This is a genomic window from Pseudomonas sp. MWU12-2319, from assembly GCF_023242525.1.
Taxonomy (GTDB): domain Bacteria; phylum Pseudomonadota; class Gammaproteobacteria; order Pseudomonadales; family Pseudomonadaceae; genus Aquipseudomonas; species Aquipseudomonas gingeri_D.
This window is the reverse complement of the sequence record NZ_JALJES010000030.1, coordinates 48,077-66,716: the sequence shown is the minus strand read 5'-3', so window position 1 is coordinate 66,716 and position 18,640 is coordinate 48,077. Positions and strand designations below refer to the sequence as shown.

The 18,640-nt window shown below is 61.6% G+C and carries 17 protein-coding genes; 5 read left to right on the top strand and 12 right to left on the bottom strand.

Annotated elements, in window-relative coordinates:
• Positions 1-55: 55 nt before the first annotated feature.
• From cyoE to hmpA, 7 genes are all read right to left on the bottom strand, one after another.
• Entirely contained in the window at positions 56-943 is an 888-nt protein-coding gene (gene cyoE / locus M5C01_RS31430) for a heme o synthase (protein ID WP_103494558.1), read from the bottom strand.
• Between the two features lie 10 nt (positions 944-953).
• Positions 954-1,283: a cytochrome o ubiquinol oxidase subunit IV gene (cyoD, locus tag M5C01_RS31425; protein ID WP_100941333.1), complete on the bottom strand. Its 330-nt coding sequence runs from the start codon at positions 1,281-1,283 to the stop codon at positions 954-956.
• Positions 1,284-1,910 carry a cytochrome o ubiquinol oxidase subunit III gene (cyoC, locus tag M5C01_RS31420; RefSeq protein WP_100941332.1) on the bottom strand — a complete coding sequence of 209 codons (627 nt, stop codon included), beginning with the start codon at positions 1,908-1,910 and terminating at the stop codon, positions 1,284-1,286.
• Between the two features lie 3 nt (positions 1,911-1,913).
• Positions 1,914-3,932, bottom strand: coding sequence for a cytochrome o ubiquinol oxidase subunit I (cyoB, locus tag M5C01_RS31415; protein WP_152741154.1), 2,019 nt, complete (start codon positions 3,930-3,932; stop codon positions 1,914-1,916).
• Positions 3,933-3,935: 3 nt separating this feature from the next.
• A complete protein-coding gene (cyoA, locus tag M5C01_RS31410) occupies positions 3,936-4,874 on the bottom strand; it encodes a ubiquinol oxidase subunit II (RefSeq protein WP_103494556.1) in 939 nt (312 codons plus the stop codon).
• A gap of 827 nt (positions 4,875-5,701) precedes the next feature.
• Positions 5,702-6,211 carry a disulfide bond formation protein B gene (locus tag M5C01_RS31405; protein ID WP_103494555.1) on the bottom strand — a complete coding sequence of 170 codons (510 nt, stop codon included), beginning with the start codon at positions 6,209-6,211 and terminating at the stop codon, positions 5,702-5,704.
• A gap of 352 nt (positions 6,212-6,563) precedes the next feature.
• Positions 6,564-7,745: an NO-inducible flavohemoprotein gene (gene hmpA / locus M5C01_RS31400; RefSeq protein ID WP_152741155.1), complete on the bottom strand. Its 1,182-nt coding sequence runs from the start codon at positions 7,743-7,745 to the stop codon at positions 6,564-6,566.
• A gap of 155 nt (positions 7,746-7,900) precedes the next feature.
• On the opposite strand from hmpA, the gene norR reads away from it, so the two are divergent.
• The 5 genes from norR to M5C01_RS31375 all read left to right on the top strand — a co-directional run bounded on the left by norR (position 7,901) and on the right by M5C01_RS31375 (position 12,178).
• Positions 7,901-9,451, top strand: a complete 1,551-nt coding sequence (gene norR, locus M5C01_RS31395) for a nitric oxide reductase transcriptional regulator NorR (RefSeq protein ID WP_152741156.1) — start codon at positions 7,901-7,903, stop codon at positions 9,449-9,451.
• A 120-nt stretch (positions 9,452-9,571) separates the two neighbouring features.
• On the top strand, positions 9,572-10,474 hold the full coding sequence (locus M5C01_RS31390) for a chemotaxis protein (protein ID WP_103494552.1): 903 nt from the start codon (positions 9,572-9,574) through the stop codon (positions 10,472-10,474).
• Position 10,475: 1 nt separating this feature from the next.
• Positions 10,476-10,967: a GNAT family N-acetyltransferase gene (locus tag M5C01_RS31385; RefSeq protein ID WP_152741157.1), complete on the top strand. Its 492-nt coding sequence runs from the start codon at positions 10,476-10,478 to the stop codon at positions 10,965-10,967.
• A gap of 37 nt (positions 10,968-11,004) precedes the next feature.
• Entirely contained in the window at positions 11,005-11,328 is a 324-nt protein-coding gene (locus M5C01_RS31380) for a hypothetical protein (RefSeq protein WP_152741158.1), read from the top strand.
• A gap of 97 nt (positions 11,329-11,425) precedes the next feature.
• Positions 11,426-12,178 carry a YkgJ family cysteine cluster protein gene (locus tag M5C01_RS31375; RefSeq protein ID WP_152741159.1) on the top strand — a complete coding sequence of 251 codons (753 nt, stop codon included), beginning with the start codon at positions 11,426-11,428 and terminating at the stop codon, positions 12,176-12,178.
• 155 nt (positions 12,179-12,333) lie between these two features.
• On the opposite strand, the gene M5C01_RS31370 is transcribed toward M5C01_RS31375, so the two are convergent.
• The 5 genes from M5C01_RS31370 to M5C01_RS31350 form a co-directional block, all read right to left on the bottom strand.
• Positions 12,334-13,917 carry a PAS domain-containing methyl-accepting chemotaxis protein gene (locus M5C01_RS31370; RefSeq protein ID WP_152741161.1) on the bottom strand — a complete coding sequence of 528 codons (1,584 nt, stop codon included), beginning with the start codon at positions 13,915-13,917 and terminating at the stop codon, positions 12,334-12,336.
• A gap of 187 nt (positions 13,918-14,104) precedes the next feature.
• The gene (locus M5C01_RS31365; protein WP_152741162.1) at positions 14,105-14,347 is read right to left on the bottom strand and encodes a hypothetical protein; all 243 of its coding nucleotides are present in this window, start codon (positions 14,345-14,347) and stop codon (positions 14,105-14,107) included.
• An 87-nt stretch (positions 14,348-14,434) separates the two neighbouring features.
• Complete coding sequence (locus M5C01_RS31360) at positions 14,435-15,415, bottom strand: fimbrial protein (protein ID WP_152741163.1); 981 nt, start codon at positions 15,413-15,415, stop codon at positions 14,435-14,437.
• Positions 15,408-16,190, bottom strand: a complete 783-nt coding sequence (locus M5C01_RS31355) for a molecular chaperone (protein WP_177099491.1) — start codon at positions 16,188-16,190, stop codon at positions 15,408-15,410. The genes M5C01_RS31360 and M5C01_RS31355 overlap by 8 nt, the downstream gene beginning before the upstream one ends.
• Positions 16,187-18,634, bottom strand: a complete 2,448-nt coding sequence (locus M5C01_RS31350; protein ID WP_248764453.1) for a fimbria/pilus outer membrane usher protein — start codon at positions 18,632-18,634, stop codon at positions 16,187-16,189. The genes M5C01_RS31355 and M5C01_RS31350 overlap by 4 nt, the downstream gene beginning before the upstream one ends.
• Positions 18,635-18,640 lie beyond the last annotated feature (6 nt).

The following is an 18,640-nucleotide window of genomic DNA, read 5'->3' as shown; positions in this document are numbered from 1 at the left end:
AAAAAAAAGCCCCGCGCTTCTTGCGAAGGCGGGGCTTTTTCAATAGCCGGTGGACTCAGCGGGCGTAAGTCAGCAGCAACTCACTGGGCACCTTGAAATCCAGCGACATCATCACGCTCAGGGCAGTGATGGTGAAGATCGAGAACACAAACAGCTTGCGTGCCCAGACCGTGTCATCCACCGCCTTGTAGCCGGTCCAGGCCATGTACAACCAGTACATGCCCATGGCCGCGGCCACGGCGAGGTAGCTCATGCCGGCATAACCGCTGAAGGTCAGCATCAACGTCGCGCCGAGGAAGGCCAGGATGTAGAGCAGGATGTGCTTCTTGGCCACCAGGATCCCGCGCTTCACCGGCAACACCGGAATCGATGCGGCCAGGTAATCGTTGAAGCGGAAGATCGCGATCGCGTAGGAATGCGGCATCTGCCACAAACTGAACATCACCAGCAGCGTCAGGGCCGCCATGTCGAAGCTGTTGCTCACCGCCACGTAGCCGATCACCGGAGGCATCGCCCCCGACAGACTGCCGATCAGCGTGCCGTGAACCGACTTGCGCTTGAAGTACAGGCTGTAGAAGCCGACGTAGATGACAAAGCCGATCACCGCGAACAGCGCCGCCAACGGGTTGGCGACGCGGTACAGCAGGGCCACGCCGGCGATCCCGAGAACGGTGGCGTAAATCAGGGCCAGTTTCAGGGAGATAAGCCCCTGGACCAGCACCCGGTTCTTGGTGCGCTCCATCTTCAGGTCGATGTCACGGTCGATGCAGTTGTTGAACACACAACCGGACGCCACCACCAGCGAAGTACCGATCATGGCCGCCAGGAAGATGGCCAGATCGACATGCCCTTTCGAGGCCAGGAAGAAACCACCCGCCACAGAAAGCACGTTACCGAAAATGATCCCCGGTTTGGTGATTTGGATAAAGTGCTTGAGCGACATCGGGTTTACCTCACTTCGCCATCATGACGGTGTGGATGCTGAACATGATCCACAGCGACAGACCCACCAGCAGGACGATCACCAGTGCCGCGAAGATAAACGCCACCACATTGTTACGCTGTGCCGCGGAACGGTCCAGGTGCAGGAAGTACACCAGGTGCACCAGCACCTGGATCACTGCGAAGACCAGAACGATCCACAGGGTCGCCGCTTTCGGCAGCGACGGGTACATCACCAGGCCGAACGGGATGATAGTCAGGATGATCGACAGGACAAAGCCGACCATGTAGGACTTCACGCTGCCGTGGTTGGCATCACTGGAATGCTGTGCATTAGCCATTTACAGAGTCCCCATCAGGTAAACAACGGTGAATACGCAGATCCACACGACGTCCAGGAAGTGCCAGAACAAGCTCAGGCAGCTCAGGCGGGTGATGTTGCTTGGCGTCAGGCCGTTTTTCCAGACCTGGTACATCATCACGCCCATCCAGATCAGACCGCTGCTGACGTGGAGACCGTGAGTCCCGACCAGGGTGAAGAACCCGGACAGGAAGCCGCTGCGGTTAGGGCCGAAACCTTCTTCGATCAGCTTGTGGAATTCATTGATTTCCATGCCGATGAAGCCCAGGCCGAACAGGAAGGTGATTGCCAACCAGAACAGAACCTGACTTTTCTTGCCCTTGAACACCGCCAGCATGGCGAAGCCGTAGGTGATCGAACTGAGCAACAGGCAGGCGGTTTCGCCCAGCACGTACGGCAGTTCGAAGATGTCGTGGCCCGACGGGCCACCGGCGACGTTGTTAACCAGCACCGCGTACGCTGCGAAGATCGACGCAAACAGGATGCAGTCGGTCATCAGGTAGAGCCAGAAACCGAAGACGGTCATCTCGCTCGTATCGTGGTGGTGGTCATCGTGCCCATGGTCATGACCATGGGCGTGTCCAGCATTGGTCACTAAGTTCGACATGGTTTAAGCCTGTTCCAGCGAAGATTCAACACGGGTGGCAGGAGTCACTTTCGCCGCCGCCAGCACCTTGTGCTGCTCAGCTTCGATACGCTCGATGACGTCCACTGGCACCATGTAACCCTGATCATCACGCGAGATATGGATGATGAAGTAGATCACCGTACCGGCCAGGCCAGCGATCGCCATCCACCAGATATGCCAGATCATCGCGAAACCGAACACGGTCAGCAGAGCACCCATGACCAGGCCGGTCGCGGTGTTGTTCGGCATATGGATCGGCTGGTAGCGCTTGGGCACCGAGTACGCGGTACCGTTTTCCTTGGCTTCGGTGAACGGGTCAACCCCATCGGCTTTCGGCAGTTCGGCGAAGTTGTAGAACGGCGGTGGCGAAGAAGTCGACCATTCCAGGGTGTGGCCGTTCCATGGGTCGCCGGTCACGTCCATGTTCTGCTTGCGATCACGCACACTTACGTAGATCTGGATCAATTGCGAAGCGATACCGAAGGCGATCAGAATGGCACCGAACAACGCCACGTACAGGTAAGGCACCCACTCAGGGTTGGTGCTGGCGTTCAGACGACGGGTCATGCCCATGAAGCCCAGTGCGTAGAGCGGCATGAACGCGACGAAGAAGCCGGAGATCCAGAACCAGAACGCCGCCTTGCCCCAACCTTCGTGCAGCTTGAAGCCGAACGCTTTCGGGAACCAGAAGCTGAAGCCGGCGATGTAACCGAAGACCGCGCCGCCGATGATCACGTTGTGGAAGTGCGCGATCACGAACAGGCTGTTGTGCAGGACGAAGTCAGCACCCGGGATTGCCAGCAGTACGCCGGTCATGCCGCCGATGGCGAAGGTCACCATGAAGCCCAGGGTCCAGAGAACCTGGCTGGTCATGCGCAGACGGCCACGGTAGATGGTGAACAGCCAGTTGAATAGCTTCACCCCCGTCGGGATCGAAATCAGCATCGTCGCCAGGCCGAAGAAGGCGTTGACGTTGGCACCCGAACCCATGGTGAAGAAGTGGTGCAGCCAAACCATGAAGCCCAGTACCGAGATCGCGCCACTGGCATAGATCATCGAGTGGTGGCCGAACAGTCGCTTGCCGGAGAAGGTCGAGATGACTTCGGAGAAGACCCCGAACGCCGGCAGGATCAGGATGTACACCTCGGGGTGACCCCAAGCCCAGAACAGGTTGACGTACATCATCGGATTTCCACCCAGTTCATTGGTGAAAATGTGGAAATCCATGTAGCGGTCAAGCGTCAGCAAAGCCAGTGTAGCGGTGAGGATCGGGAACGAAGCGACGATCAGCACGTTGGCCCAGGTGCAGGTCCAGGTGAAGATCGGCATGTCCATCAGCTTCATGCCAGGGGTACGCATTTTCAGCACGGTGGCCAGGAAGTTCACCCCGGTCAGCGTTGTACCCAGCCCTGATAGCTGTAGCGCCCAGATGTAGTAATCCACCCCCACGCCCGGACTGTATTGCAGGCCCGACAGCGGCGGATAGGCAACCCAACCGGTCTTGGCGAATTCGCCGACACCCAGGGAAACGTTGATCAGCACCACGCCGGAAACCAGCAGCCAGAAGCTCAGGGAGTTCAGGAACGGGTAGGCCACGTCACGCGCACCGATCTGCAACGGCACGACGATGTTCATCAGGCCGGTGAAGAAAGGCATCGCCATGAAGATGATCATGATCACACCGTGGGCGGTGAAGATCTGGTCATAGTGGTGAGGCGGCAGGTAGCCAGGAGAACCCTCGGTGGCCATGGCCAACTGGGTCCGCATCATGATGGCGTCGGAGAAACCGCGCAGCAGCATGACCATGGCCACGACGATGTACATGACACCGATTTTCTTGTGGTCGACCGAAGTCAGCCACTCGGTCCACAGGTAGGTCCACTTCTTGAAGTAGGTGATCGCCGCGAACAAAGCCAGACCGCCAAGCGCGATCATGGCAATGGTCACCATGACAATCGGCTCGTGGAACGGGACCGCTTCCCAACTTAATTTACCAAACATCGTTTACTCCTCTGCCCCGGCAGCTGAATGCGAACTCATGTCCATTCCTTCCGATGCGGCCACTTCTTTCTTCTCGTGCTCGATCGGCTTGCCTGCTTTCATCCCTTCGTACTTGTCGACGATGTTCTGGAACAGGTTCGGCGTCACGGTGGAATAAAGCGCGACCGGATTGTCCTGGCTTGGCTTGGCAAGGTCCGCGTATTCAGCTTGTTCAAGCTGTTTAGGTGCCTTCTTGACCTCAGCTACCCAGGCATCGAAATCCGCCTGGCTGGTTGCGGTCGCTTTGAATTTCATACCGGTGAAGCCGGCGCCGCTGTAGTTGGCGGAAATCCCTTCGTACTCATGATTCTCGTTGGAGATCAGGTGCAGCTTGGTCTGCATACCGGCCATGGCGTAGATCTGACCGCCCAGGCCCGGGATGAAGAACGAGTTCATCACGCTGTCGGAAGTGATCTTGAAGTTCACCGGGGTCTTGGCCGGGAAGACCAGCTTGTTGACGGTGGCGATGCCTTGTTCCGGGTAGATGAACAGCCATTTCCAGTCCAGGGCGACCACTTCGACGGTGATCGGCTTGACGTCGGATTCCAGCGGACGATACGGGTCCAGGGCGTGGGTCGACTTGTAGGTGACGATGCCCAGGAACAGGATGATGATGGCAGGCACGGCCCAGACCACGATTTCGATCTTGGTGGAGTGGCTCCATTTCGGCGCGTAGGTGGCGTCCTTGTTCGACGCGCGGTATTTCCAGGCGAAGGCAAAGGTCATCAGGATGACCGGCACCACGACCAACAGCATCAGCAGCGTAGCGGTGATGATCAGGTTACGTTCGTCCAGGGCGACCTGACCCTTCGGGTCGAGCAAGGTCATGTTGCACCCTCCCAGCAACAACGTGCCGAGCAGCGGCAATAAGCCTAAGAATCTGGGATACCTTGTTTTACTCATCTCACGACCTCTAAAGCAGCTTGCGCAATGCAGTTGGGTTTCGATAGCCAACACTTCACCCTGCCAAGGGTTGGCAATTTTTTCCGATTGAATAAGGGCCTGTCCGTCGTACCAATCATTGATCGGCACCTCTGGAACGGGCGTGAGTTCTTATTCGATTTCGTGGGTCATAGGCCTTGTTACAGACCAATTCCATTTGGTGCGGATACTTGGAAAGGTCGCCAGCACCAGGGGTCGCATAGCGCCCTTGAGCCCTTCGACCGCCCTATTGCGCTCAGGCAGAGCGGCGCCGGACATTCAGTGCGGCGATTGTAGTGAGGTAGCGTTTTATAAACCACGTCTCATCCTGAAATATTTTTTATCAATTCACGCAACAATCATTAACCGTTTTTGCAACGATCCTGAATCGTATCGCGTTCCATTCTCAACAAAAAGCCATGAACCGCTCTTTTGTCCAACAACTGATCCGCAGCGAAATCGCCCTGGCAAGGGCCGTGAAAGAGGCTCTGGCCCAAGCATGACGGGGTATTGGAAGGATCTTCGGGGGGTATCGGGAGGCTCCCCGTATAGACGTGAAACACAGAGCGTGCCAGGGAACTTTTTCGAGGATGGCTGTCAATCAGAAGATGACATCGAGGTCAGAAACGGCCAGTGCGACAGCTGCGACGTGACAATATGTCGCAGTTTTTTCGCGCGTTTTATTGCCGGTTATCAGGGCTTTTTACCAGGGCCGACAGACATAAAAAACGCCCCGATCTTACATGAAAGATCGGGGCGTTTTCCAAGGATTATCGGCAAGCCTCAGCCGCATCGACTGACCACCGACATCAGCGGTTTTTCTGGCGATTGCGGTAGATACCCACCGGCACCAGCAACGCCGTCAGCACGAAAGCCACCAGCGCCCATTGCGCCAGGGACAGCCCCAGCAGCGGCGGGTATGGCGTTTCGCAGAAACCCTCGACCTGGAAGCCCAACGGGAAGATCGACGCCAGGGGCAGGCCGTCGACAATCGGTTGCAGCACGTCGATGCCGCAGCTCACCGCCGGATTGGCCTGGATATAGACGTGACGACCCGCCGCAATGATGCCGCCGACGGCACTCAACCACACCAGCACTTCCAGCACCGTGAGGCTGCGCCGGGTGCGCATGCCCGCGCCGATAAAGGCGAACAGCGCAATGAACAGCAAGGCGTAGCGTTGCAGGATACACAACGGGCACGGCATTTCGCCCAGCACCACCTGCATGTACAACGCACCGCCGATCAAGGCGAGGCAGATCACCCCCAGCAGGACCAGGAAGCGCTTTTCCCGTCCCAGCCGCATCATTTCGTCAGTCATCCCGTTTCCCTTTGACTCGTTGTTGGATCGGCCGAAGGGCCGCGCAGCGAGCTGCGGCATCAAACCGAGGTTGTATCCCATAGGCCCACAGGTCGCAATCCGCTCGTTTCAACCCGGTGAACATGTGTTGCCCGGAAGTCTACACGCTGACCATGACCTTTGAGCGTATTGAACACGCGAGGTCGGTGTCTGGGGGAGTATGGGTAAACCACCACAAGATCGCCGACAATGATCGGCGAATTAACGACAAGCCGATTAAACCGGGATTAACGCGCCCAGGGATTTTGCCCATGCGCCCGATCCGGCCGGCCGACAGCCGTGGCCACAGGCTTGGCCACGGCGGTACCACGAATTACTCCAGGGCCGCGGCCGGCCCGAAGAACTCATAACGGCTCTGCTGCTCCGGCACCCCCAGGGCTTTGAGGTGACGCTTGATTGCGCCCATAAAACCCTTGGGCCCGAGGAAATAGGCATCCAGGTCACGCTCCTGGGGCAACCATTCGCCCAACTGTTCCTGGCTCAGCAGGCCGACCTTGTCCGCTGCGGGGCTCACACCATCATCCTCGGCGTAACAATAGAAGCGCTTGAGCTGCGGATGACGCTCGGCCAGGGCATCGACCCAGTCACGGAAAGCATGCACCTGGCCGTTGCGCGCGCAGTGGATAAAATGCACCGGCCGTTCACCCGCCAACGCTGCTTCGAGCATCGGCAAGGTCGGCGTGATCCCGACCCCGCCACTGATCAACACCAGCGGCTTGTCGCTGGCCGCCAAAGTGAACTCGCCCGCCGGCGGGAACAGTTCCAGGCTGGCGCCGACGGCCAGTTGGTCATGCAGGTAGTTCGAGACTTTGCCACCGGCCTCGCGCTTGACACTGATCCGATACTGACCGGCCTTCGCCAGCGCCGAGAGCGAGTAGTTGCGGCGCATCTCTTCGCCGTCGATAACCAGCTTCATGCCGATGTACTGTCCCGGGGCGAACGCCAGGACCGGCCGGCCATCCTCCGGCTCGAAATAGAACGAAGTGATTTCCTGGCTTTCCTCGACCTTGGCCACCACCTTGAACAGCCGGGCGCCGCGCCAGCCGCCGGGCGCCAGGGCTTTCTCGTCGTAAATGGCCGTTTCGGCACCGATCAGGATATCGGCCAACTGCTTATAGGCCGCCCCCCAGGCACTCATGACTTCAGGCGTGGCGATCTCCTCGCCGAGCACTTCGTGAATGGCCCGCAACAGGCAAGTGCCGACAATCGGGTAATGCTCCGGGAGGATCTGCAGCGCAACATGCTTGTTGATGATCTTGGCCACCAGGTCGCCCAACTGATCGAGCTGGTCGATATGCCGGGCATACATCAATACGCCGTTGGCCAACGCCCGGGGCTGGTCGCCACTGGACTGGTGGGCCTGGTTGAACAGTGGGCGCACCTGCGGGTACTCGGACAGCATCATCCGATAGAAGTGAGTGATCAGCGCCTCGCCGCCGCTTTCCAGCAGCGGGACAGTCGATTTGACGATGGCACGGTCTTGAACGCTCAGCATGGGTCAACTCCTGGGGGTGAGGTTTTATCTGAATCAACCTTTACTCATCACACTTCATGCCAAGATTAAAAATGATATAAATCAACAAGTTAAAATTGTATTAGTCATAGTGACTACAGGCAACTTATAGTCATTCCGACACCATAGGAGTCAATATGACTGCAAAACTCCTGCTGACGGCCCTACTGCCGCTGGTATCGGATCTCTCACGTGAACTGCCCGAAAGTGAACGCTATCGACGCCTGCTCGAAGCCATGCGCGCCCTGCTGCCCTGTGACGCCGCCGCGCTGCTGCGCCTGGACGGCGAGTGGCTGGTGCCGCTGGCTGTCGATGGCCTGAGCCCGGACACCCTCGGACGGCGCTTCAAGATCAGCGAGCACCCACGTTTCCAGATCCTGCTCGGCAGCCACGGGCCGACCCGTTTCGACAGCGACACCGATCTGCCGGACCCTTACGACGGCCTGGTGGAGGGTTTGACCGAGCACCTGGAGGTCCATGACTGCCTGGGCTGCCCGCTGTTTATCGACGAACAACCCTGGGGCCTGCTGACCCTCGACGCCCTGGACCCGGAGCGCTTCGAACGGATCGAGCTCGATGCCCTGCAGGCCTTCGCCAGCCTGGCGGCGGCCACGGTGAATGCCGCCGAACGGATCGCGCGTCTGGCCTTGCGCGCCGAGGACGAACACCAGCGCGCCGAGCTCTATCGCCAGGCCAGCGGTCCACAGAATCGCGAGATGATCGGCCAGGGCAAAGCCCACAAACGCCTGGTGGAAGAGATCAACCTGGTGGGCGGCAGCGACCTGACGGTGCTGATCACCGGTGAAACCGGGGTCGGCAAGGAACTGGTGGCCCAGGCGATCCATGCCGCCTCCCCCCGTGCGGAAAAGCCCATCATCAGCCTCAACTGCGCCGCCCTGCCGGATACCCTGGTGGAGAGCGAGCTGTTCGGCCATGTACGCGGCGCCTTCACCGGAGCCGTGAACGATAGACGCGGCAAATTCGAACTGGCCAATGGCGGCACACTGTTTCTCGATGAGGTCGGCGAGTTGTCGCTGAGCGTCCAGGCCAAATTGCTGCGGGTACTGCAAAGCGGCCAGCTACAGCGCCTGGGTTCGGACCGCGAGCATCAGGTGGATGTGCGGTTGATCGCCGCCACCAATCGCGACCTGGCTGAAGAAGTGCGCAGCGGGCGCTATCGAGCCGACTTCTACCACCGCCTGAGCGTCTATCCGCTGCAAGTGCCGGCCCTGCGCGAGCGCGGTCGCGATGTATTGCTATTAAGTGGTTTTTTCCTGGAACAGAACCGCTCGCGCCTGGGGCTGGGCAGCTTGCGCCTGGGTGCGGATGCGCAGGCGGCGCTGCTGGCGTACAACTGGCCGGGCAACGTCCGCGAGCTGGAACACCTGATCGGACGCAGCGCCCTGAAAGCCTTGGGCAATTGCCGGGAGCGGCCAAGAATCCTAAGCCTGAGCGCCACCGATCTGGATTTGCCGACGACTGCCCCCCAGGCCCCACAGGAGCAAACCCTTGCCCCGCCGGAGCTCGAAAGCGGCGTTGATCTGCGCCAGGCCACGGAAAACTACCAGCGACAGCTGATCGGCGCCTGCCTGGAGCGACACCAGCACAATTGGGCCAGCGCCGCCCGCGAACTGGGACTGGACCGGGCCAACCTCGGGCGGATGGCCAAACGCCTCGGCTTGAAGTAAACACTTAACAGCGAGTTGTGTATTACACCTAAAGCCGGCCTCCATCGGGTCGATAACCCATCATCGATAGCCGTTCAGGGTTAATCTGTCCTGGACCACCTTTTTCCACAGAAGGTTTTTATGTCTTCCAACAAAGCCCGCGCAGACTCGCTATCCCTTCTGCTCTTTACTTTGCGCAGCGGCAAGCTGATGGCAATCAACCTGCTGAAAGTCAGTGAAATCATTCCCTGCCCGCCACTGACCAAGCTGCCGGAGTCCCATCCCCACGTCAAAGGCATCGCCACCCTGCGCGGCGCCTCGCTGTCGGTGATCGACCTGAGCCGCGCCATCGGCGAACGCCCCCTGGTGGACCCGGACGGCGGCTGCCTGATCGTCACCGATGTCAGCCGCTCCAAACAGGGCCTGCACGTCCAGGCCGTGAGCAAGATCGTTCATTGCCTGACCACCGATATCCGTCCGCCGCCCTACGGTTCCGGCGGGCCCAAGGCCTTTATCACCGGGGTGACCCAGGTCGACGGCACGCTGGTCCAGGTGCTGGATATCGAAAAGGTCATCCACGGTATCTCGCCGACGCAAATCGAAGTCACGCCCAGCGAACTGACCATGGAAGAAGCGGAAATCCTCGGCCATGCACGGATCCTGGTGGTCGACGACAGTCAGGTGGCCTTGCAGCAATCGGTGCTCACCTTGCGCACCCTCGGCCTGACCTGCCACACGGCCCGCAGTGCCAAGGACGCCATCGGTTGCCTGCTGGACCTGCAAGGCACCGCCGAACAGATCAACGTAGTGGTTTCGGACATCGAAATGTCAGAGATGGACGGCTACGCCTTCACCCGTACAGTGCGCGAAACCCCGGACTTCCAGGATCTCTACATCCTCCTGCACACCTCGCTGGACAGTGCCATGAACAGCGAGAAAGCACGACTGGCCGGGGCCAATGCGGTGCTGACCAAGTTTTCCTCGCCGGAACTGACCCGCTGCCTGATCCAGGCGGCCCGGACCGTCGCGGAACAAGGTATCTGAGATGTCCGACCGCCACTGCCAGTTGCTGCGCAAGGACCTCGACGACCTGCTGGACATTCCCCAATGGCCGGCCGGCATCCGTATCGGCGTATTGCGCGCACAGCTGATGGAGCCGGTGCATGCCTTGCTCAAGCACGGTTACCAGGATGGCGGCGGCCAGGTCGAAGACTTCGCCCAATGGAGCCAGCACTTCACCAGCGATGCCGAGTTCGATCCCGCGCTGTGCCTGGTCGCCCTCGACGAACAGGGCGTGGCCGGTGTCGCGCTGTGCTGGACCAGCGCCTATATCAAGGACCTGGTGGTGCACCCCCGTCGCCGCGCCGAAGGCCTGGGCCTGGCCTTGCTGCGCCAGGCGTTCAAGGTGTTCGCCGCCCGCGGCGAAGCCTTCGTCGACCTCAAGGTCATGGAAAACAACCTCGGCGCCCGGCGCCTGTACGAGCGGGTCGGCATGCGCTTTATCGAACGCTATGAAGTCAGCCCGGCTCAGGCATAATCCCCCTTTTGCCCGCCGCCCTTGAAGGAGACCTGTCATGAAAACCTTCACTCTGCTCTTCATCAGCCTCGTCACCCTGGCCAGCCAGGCCCAGGCCGCCAGCCCCGACGCCTGGGCGAATGTTCACAAAACCGTGGTTGCCAGTTGCACCAAGGCCAGCAAGCTGAAAAACGTCAAACCCGTGGGCAACCCCGCGCAATTCGACGACAGGGTCGGTTACACCGCTCTGTTGCTGCACGGCCGCTATCCGCAGGCGCACATGAAGAACCAGCCGGGTACCGAGTTGTGCCTGTACAACAAGAAGAGCAAGACCGCCGTCGTCACCGAATGGGACTCGGTCATGCCCGCCCGCAGCAACTGAGTGGCTGGCGCATAACTTGCTTTGACCGAAGCCCATACGGTGAAACAAAACGGAATTACGTCACCGTCCCAGTCCTTGCCCTTCGGTCGGTTCACTTATGAGCACCCACTTTTCCTGCGTCGGTTGCGGCAAATGCTGCACCGATCACCATGTCCCCCTGACACTGGTCGAGGCCCGGCAATGGGCGGCGGACGGCGGCCAGGTGATCGTCCTGGTCGAGGCCTTCCTGGCCGATGGCCTCGGCCAGCCGGAACAGCAACGCGATCACGTGCTGCGCCGCTCCTGGGGCGTACCCAGCGGTCACGCCGAAGCCCGCGTCGCCATCACCTTTGCCGCCTACAACGTGGGGCCCTGCCGGAATCTTGACGAAGACCTGCTCTGCCGGATCTATCAACGGCGGCCACTGGTGTGCCGGATCTACCCGATGGAAATCAACCCGCATATCCCGCTGCGTCCCGAGGCCAAGGACTGTCCACCGGAGGCCTGGCAGGACACGCAGCCGTTGCTGATCGTCGGCGGGCAGTTGCAGGACCCGGAACTGGTGCGGCTGATCGAAACCTCGCGTCAGGCCGATCGTGACGATATCCAGGCCAAGGAAGTGATTTGCGCACGGCTGGGGATTCGCACCACGGCACTCAAGGGCGACGGTTTCACCGCCTACCTGCCGCTGATGCCGGCGTTCGCGGAGGCGATTGACCAGGTGCAACAGCTGACGCATTGGCCGGCGGCGAGCGAGTGGAGCTTCCATGTCTCCGGACCGGCCATCGCCGAGCAGTTGCAGGCAGAAGGGGCCCGGGTAGTGAGCGAAGCGGCGACCACCTACGCCTTTATCCCCTTGCAGGCGGCCTGACCTCGGATAAAGATCCGCCTGGAGAAACACGGACCTGTAGGAGCCGGCTTGCCGGCGATGGCGGCCGATCGGGCGATGCAAGGCTCACGGGCCTCATCGCCAGCAAGCCGGCGCCCACAAGGGATCGCGTTGACCCTGTCTGCCAGCATGGAGGTTCAGCAGCGCTTGCGCCAGAACTCCTGGGCCAATGAACGCAGGTCATCCGCCAGCCCCGCCACATCCCCCGAGCTGAGATGACTCTGCTGGCCGACATTGACCAGTGCCTCGCAGGCATTGCGGATGCTGACGATATTGCGGCTGATGTCCTCGCTGACGGTGCTTTGCTCTTCCACCGCCGAAGCGATCTGCTGGCTCATGGCGGTAATCCGGCTGACCCGCTGGCTGATCCCGGCCAGGGCATCGGCCGCCTGCTGGACCTGTTGCACACTGTCCTCGGCCTGCTGGCTGCTGTGCTGCATCACTTGCACCGCGTTGCACGCGCCTTCCTGCAGATTGCTGATCATGCGCTGGATCTCGTTGGTCGATTGCTGCGTTCGCTGGGCCAACCCCCGTACCTCGTCGGCCACCACCGCGAACCCGCGACCCTGCTCTCCGGCACGGGCGGCTTCGATGGCGGCATTGAGCGCCAGCAAGTTGGTCTGGTCGGCAATCCCGCGGATCACTTCCAATACCGTGGAGATCTCGGTGCTGTGGCTTTCCAGATGCAGGATCACCTCGGTAGCCCGCGCCAGCTCGTTGGCCAGTCGCAGCACCGCGCTGCGACTGTCTCCCACCAGTTGATGACCTTCGTGGGTTTCCCTACCGACCTGGTCGGCCACCTCGGAGGCCTGCTGGGCATTGCTCGCGACCTGGGCCACGCTGGCGCTCATCTGCTGAATCGCCGCCGCGACCTGGTCGGTTTCAGCCTGTTGATCCAGGGTGCTGGCATGACTGCTTTGAATATGCCGGGCCAGCGCCTGAGCATGCCCGGACAGGCGCAGCGAGGCATCGCCGATACGTCCCACCACCGCGCCGACCTGGGCCTCGAGCATGTTCAGGGCAAAGCCGATCTGACCGAACTCGTCGCTACGACCGGTGTAGATCGCCTGGCTCAAGGGGTTGTCGGCGATCTCCCGGGCTCGCGCCGTCAGTTCGGCAAACGGGCGCAGCGCCCAGTGGGTCAGCGCGCCGACCAGCACGCTGCCCAGGGCCCAGAGCCCCAGATCAACCTCCAGCGGCTGCCCGGAAAACCCTTGCCCCAGTGCCAGGACAACGGCAAATACCGCGCTGGCCTGCGCCCAGAGCCGGGTCTGCACACGCAGGCTGGGCAAACGCTGACGCCAGGGCAAACGTCCGCTGCGCAACCAGGCGTACCAACGCTCGGCGGCCTCGACCTGGGCAGCCTCGGGCCGGGTCCGCACCGACTGGTACTCCACCGTCTGACCGTCGCGGGTCACCGGCGTGGCGTAGGCACTGACCCAGTAGTGATCGCCATTCTTGCAGCGATTCTTGACCAGCCCCATCCACGAGCGTCCGCCCTTGAGGGTTTGCCACATATGGGCGAAAGCCTCGGCGGGCATGTCCGGATGACGCAAGAGGTTATGCGGCGAACCCAGCAGCTCCTCACGGCTATAGCCGCTGATCCTGATGAAGTCAGGATTGGCGTAGGTAATCGTGCTGTCCAGATCGGTGGTCGAAAGGATGTTGGCATCAAAGGCGACATCTACATTTCGCCCGGTAATCGGGAGATTGATCTTCATGGAACGCGCGCTCAGAAAGTGAGAGGAGTCGGCAGGGCGTCGACTCTAAGCGCACGGAAAAGCAAAACACTGATCTAGCTCAGGGTCTTGGCATTTAGCCATCTTCATGACAATTCAAAGACGATCCCTGTTTTTGGCGCCAAGTCGCTGGCGATGGCGACCCTATGGGCGAAGCCGGACTCAAGGCTCAGCGCTTGCCCATCGACCGACGCGTGCCATTCGGCGCGCGGCCCGGTCTCTCGTGATGCCCGTCCTTGCCACCTTTCTGGTACCAGGTCTGGCCGGCCTTTTTCGCCGCGGCGAATTCAGCGGGGTTGAACGGAAAACTGAAGGCCGGGACGGCCGGCTTTTCGCTGACCGCGAGTTCAGCCTCGACCACAGGCTCTTCACCCGGGTTGGCGGAAACGGACGGTTGTTCAGGGGAAGTCATGGAAGCTCCGAAAAGGCGGGACGGATCAGGTCGAACCGAAAGACCGCAGTATACCTGCCAGCACCCTGCCCGCGCCGCCACCAACGGTCATTTATAGAACAAATCGACCACCACCCCGGCCGAGAACGGCCCGGCCTTGGGCCGATCACTGTTCCACACCAGCTCGGCATCGAAGCGCGCCATGGCCGCCCGGGTTTCGCCCAACAGGTCGGCCAGGTGAAAGGAGCGGTTATAAGGAATCCCCAGGCCGCCCTCCGCCCGGACGATCCGGATGCCCACGCCATCATTGCCCTGGGGAATCAGCAGATCCCCGGAGACACGGCCCGATACCGGCTTCAAGCGCGCGTCCAGGCTGAACGCGGTGTCGCAGGTCCGACTGGTGTGCAAGGCGAAAGGACGACGCGCGGCGACCTGGCCCATGACCACCCGCTCGATGGCGACCCGACCGAAATCGACGGTCTCGGGAATCACCTGCAACTGCGCATCACAGGCCACGAAGCGCAGGCCGGACAGGTTGTTGATCACGTAATTGAGCGAACGTCCGCCCGCGCTCGGCCCAGCGCTGCCGTCCAGCTGGAACAGACGATAGTCCTGCAGATTGCTCGCCACCCCCGAAGGCGGCGTCGGCCCGAATTTCTCGATAAACACCGAGAAGGCCAGATTGAAACTCAACGGCGGGCAGTTCCCCTCAAGGCAACCCGGCACCCGCCGCCCGGTCGCGATGCGTCCGCTGCTCTGGCGATGATCGACGCCGTCATGGGTCAAACCGGCGCGGATGCCCTGGCCGATCACCTGGCCGGCCGGATTGAGGTAGATAAACACGTCCTCGTCGCCGCCCTGGGGATTGTCCCTGGCGCAATCGATCGCCAGGTTGAGCGGTTCCGAGCGCCAGATCACGCTGCCATTGGGCGACGAGGCCGGGATCGCGACGGTGCTGCCGAGGTCGGCGTTGACCAGGGTGGCGCCACTGCCCTGCAAGGTGCAGGTCAAGGCAAATGCGCTGGCCGGGCTCAAGAGTCCAAGACACAACAACGGACGCAGCCAGGCACGACAATCAAACTTAGTCATGGGATGAAACCTTCTGTTCGGAATGGGCGGTGTCGCCACTCAGTGACGCGTTGAACGGCGTACCGAAGGCCAACCGGGCGCGATAGGCGCGTTGACCGCCGTAGTCGGTCAGCGCCTTGAACTGCAAGTGCTGCGCAGGGGAACGGGCGAGGATCAGTTCCCGCCGCTCGCCCGGCGGGACCAGCAAATCGTCCCCCTGACGCTGGGGGGCGCCCTGGCGTGGCTCCTCGATCTGAATATTCAGCAGGGCGGCATGGAACACCGTCGGGTTCTCCACCCGCAGTCGATGGACACCACTGTCGTCGCGCACCAGTGTCCAGTTCAGGCGTTGCGGGGTGGCCGCCGGATCCCCCGGCAGCCCGGGCGGACGAAAAAACACATTGATCCGCTGGCGGATCGCGATATTCAGCAGCCCGTCGCCCGGGCGGGTGCGGGGAATTTCCAGCACATACAGGTGCAGCAGCGACTCACGCCCCGCCGGCATGCCCAACCCTTCATACATCAGGCGCAAGACCTGACGCCCCTCCGGCGCCAGCCGCGACAGCGGCGGCGTCAGCACAAAGGGCAAATTCGCCGACGGCTCCGCCCCCTCGCTCACGTCGCTCAACCAGGCCTGCAACAGGACCTCCTCCGCCCCACGGTTGCGCGCTTCGATACTCACCTCGCGAAAGCGTCCGTCGAACACCAGCCGCGTGCCGCTGAGGGACACCGCGGCCTGCAACGGGCCGCCGGCGCACAAACCCAACAGCAAGGCCAGCACACGCAAGCGTTTCACTGGCACACCCCACGAATCCGTTCGTAGGTCCGCTGCGGGTCCTTGGGTGGCAGCGTGAAGGAAAACTGGCAGCGCCGATCCGACCAACTGACGCTCAGCACGCCTTGCTCCTGCTCGCTGAGCACCAGCGCGCGACTGCTCGGATCGACCACGGCCAAGGTCCGGCCGGTGGCATCCTGAACACTCGCGCCGAGGGGAATCGGGCTGCCATCGGCCTGGCTCAGCTCGAACTGCACGCGCCGCCCGGCACTGGCCTTGAAGGTGGCCAGGACCACCGCGCCACGCCGCGGAACCACCTGGGCGATGGCATTATCCACCTCGACATCGGCCCCCAGGTCGCGGGTATCGAGGCTGATCCAGTTGGCCCGGTAAGGTTGTGCATAAGGCACCACGGCATAACCGTTGGCACCGGTTTCGACACCACTGAAATTGTTGAAACGGGCCCCGCTGACACCCGGCACCTGCGCCAGCACAAAGGTGTCGCCCAGGGACTGGCCGAGGTTGATACCACCGCCGTGGGCCACCAGCGAGCCCCGGGCCCCGAGGTTCCAGCTGTTGAAATCGCGCCCATGGCTGTAGCCGGCCTCGAAACGCCCGACGGAGGTGGTGCTGTTCAAGCTGGCCGAACCCGCACCGGCACCGCTGCCATCGTTACCAGCGAGCACCGAATAGAAAGTGTCGCGACTCTCCGGCAGGCGCCCGGTCACGCCGGCCAGGGCACTGGAACCGCCCTCGCTGTCGCGTACCCCGGTAAACGAGGCGCGGGTCGCCCGCTCAGGACTGCCGAAGGGCATCGAGAGGGTCAGGGTCAACTGATGATCGGTACCGGCCTGGCCATTGATATCCGTGACTTCGGCGCGGTCCAGGGACAGGCTGTAATTGAGGTCGCGCCAGTAACCACCGTAGGTCACGTTGTACTGCCGGGACGTGCCGGGCAGGTCCCAGAAACGCTGCTCCAGGGCCGAAACGCTCAAGGTCCCGGTGCCCAGCGGTTGGCTGAGATTGAGATCCACCCGGTCCCTGGCCCGCCCCTGCAGGATCAGACCGGGCTGGCTGCGCTCCTGCACATGCTGGTCGAACGTGCGGTATTGCTCGCTGGAATAGCGATAGCCGGCGATGGCAAAGGTGGTGCTGGTGGCATTCAGGGTATTGGCATAGCGCAGGCGCACGCTCTGCCCCCCCAGGTCCGTTGCCAGCTGGCGACTGACCGAATGGGTCAGGTCCGCCGAAATCGCCCCCAACCCGGTATTGAGACCCGCCCCCAGGTTACTGGCCTGGTAGTCCTCGGCCAGTTGCAGGCCGCCATAGCCGGTCAGGTGCTCGGTCAGGCCGTAGATCAGGGTGGTGCTGGTAAAACCGGGGGTCTGGTAGCCGCTGCTGTTGCTGTCGTATTGCCCGGCTTCGACGCTGTAGCTGAACGTACCCTCGGGCACCATGATCGGCAGGGAGGCGAACGCCTGGGTAAAGGTGCGGCGCCGGCCATCGGCCTCGATCACCGTTACCAGCAGATCGCCATTTGAACCGCTGGGGTAGAAGTCGCGGATTTCGAACGGCCCGGGCGCCACATTGGAGCTGTAGAGCAGGTAGCCGTTCTGGCGGATTTCCACCGTCGCGTTGCTCTCGGCCACACCGCGAATGGTCGGCGCATAGACCCGCTCGCTGTCCGGCAACATGCCGTCGTCCGTGGCGACCTGGACACCGCGAAACCGCACGCTGTCGAAAACCCGTGAATCGGTATAGGTCTCGCCCAGGGTCAGTTGGCTCTTCCAGGCGGTCAGGTCGCGCTGGACGAAGGTGCTGTTGCTGCTCCAACGCGCCGATTGATCGGTGCCCTGCAACAACGATGACTGATTACGCAGGCGCCAGTCGCCGAGGTTCACACCGTTGTTCAGGCCCAGGTAGTAACTGTCGGTGCGAATCCCGGTGACCTCGCGACGGTTACCGATAAAGCTGTAGTCGATGAAAGCGCTGTTCACCCCACGGTCCCACAACTGCGGCGAAATGTAGCCTCGGGCGCTGCGGCGCAAGGCGATCTGCGGCACGCTGATATTCAGTTGCAGGCTGTTGGGTTGGTAGTCGACGCTGGCCTGGTCCAGGCGACGCCAATCGAAGCACTGCTCGGGCGCCGTGCCGTCGGTCAACACCCCGAGGCTGCGCAGGCGCTCCAGGTCCAGTCCGAGGTCGTCGAGCACCGGCAAGGTCAGGCACGGCTCGACCTGGCCGGTCGCGGCATTGCGGGAAAACACCAGGTCCCGGCGCGCGCTGAGGTTGCGATTGAGGTAGATATCCACCCGGTAGGTACCCGGCGCGACGCTGTTGCCTTCGAGGAAGGCCTTCAGGTCCGCCGACTGCTCGCCGCCGTGAATAAAGGCGGTATTGAAGCGGGGTCCCTGCCCGCTTTCATCCCCCGACGGCTCGGCAAAGGCAGCGCCCGGCGCAATCAGCGCCAC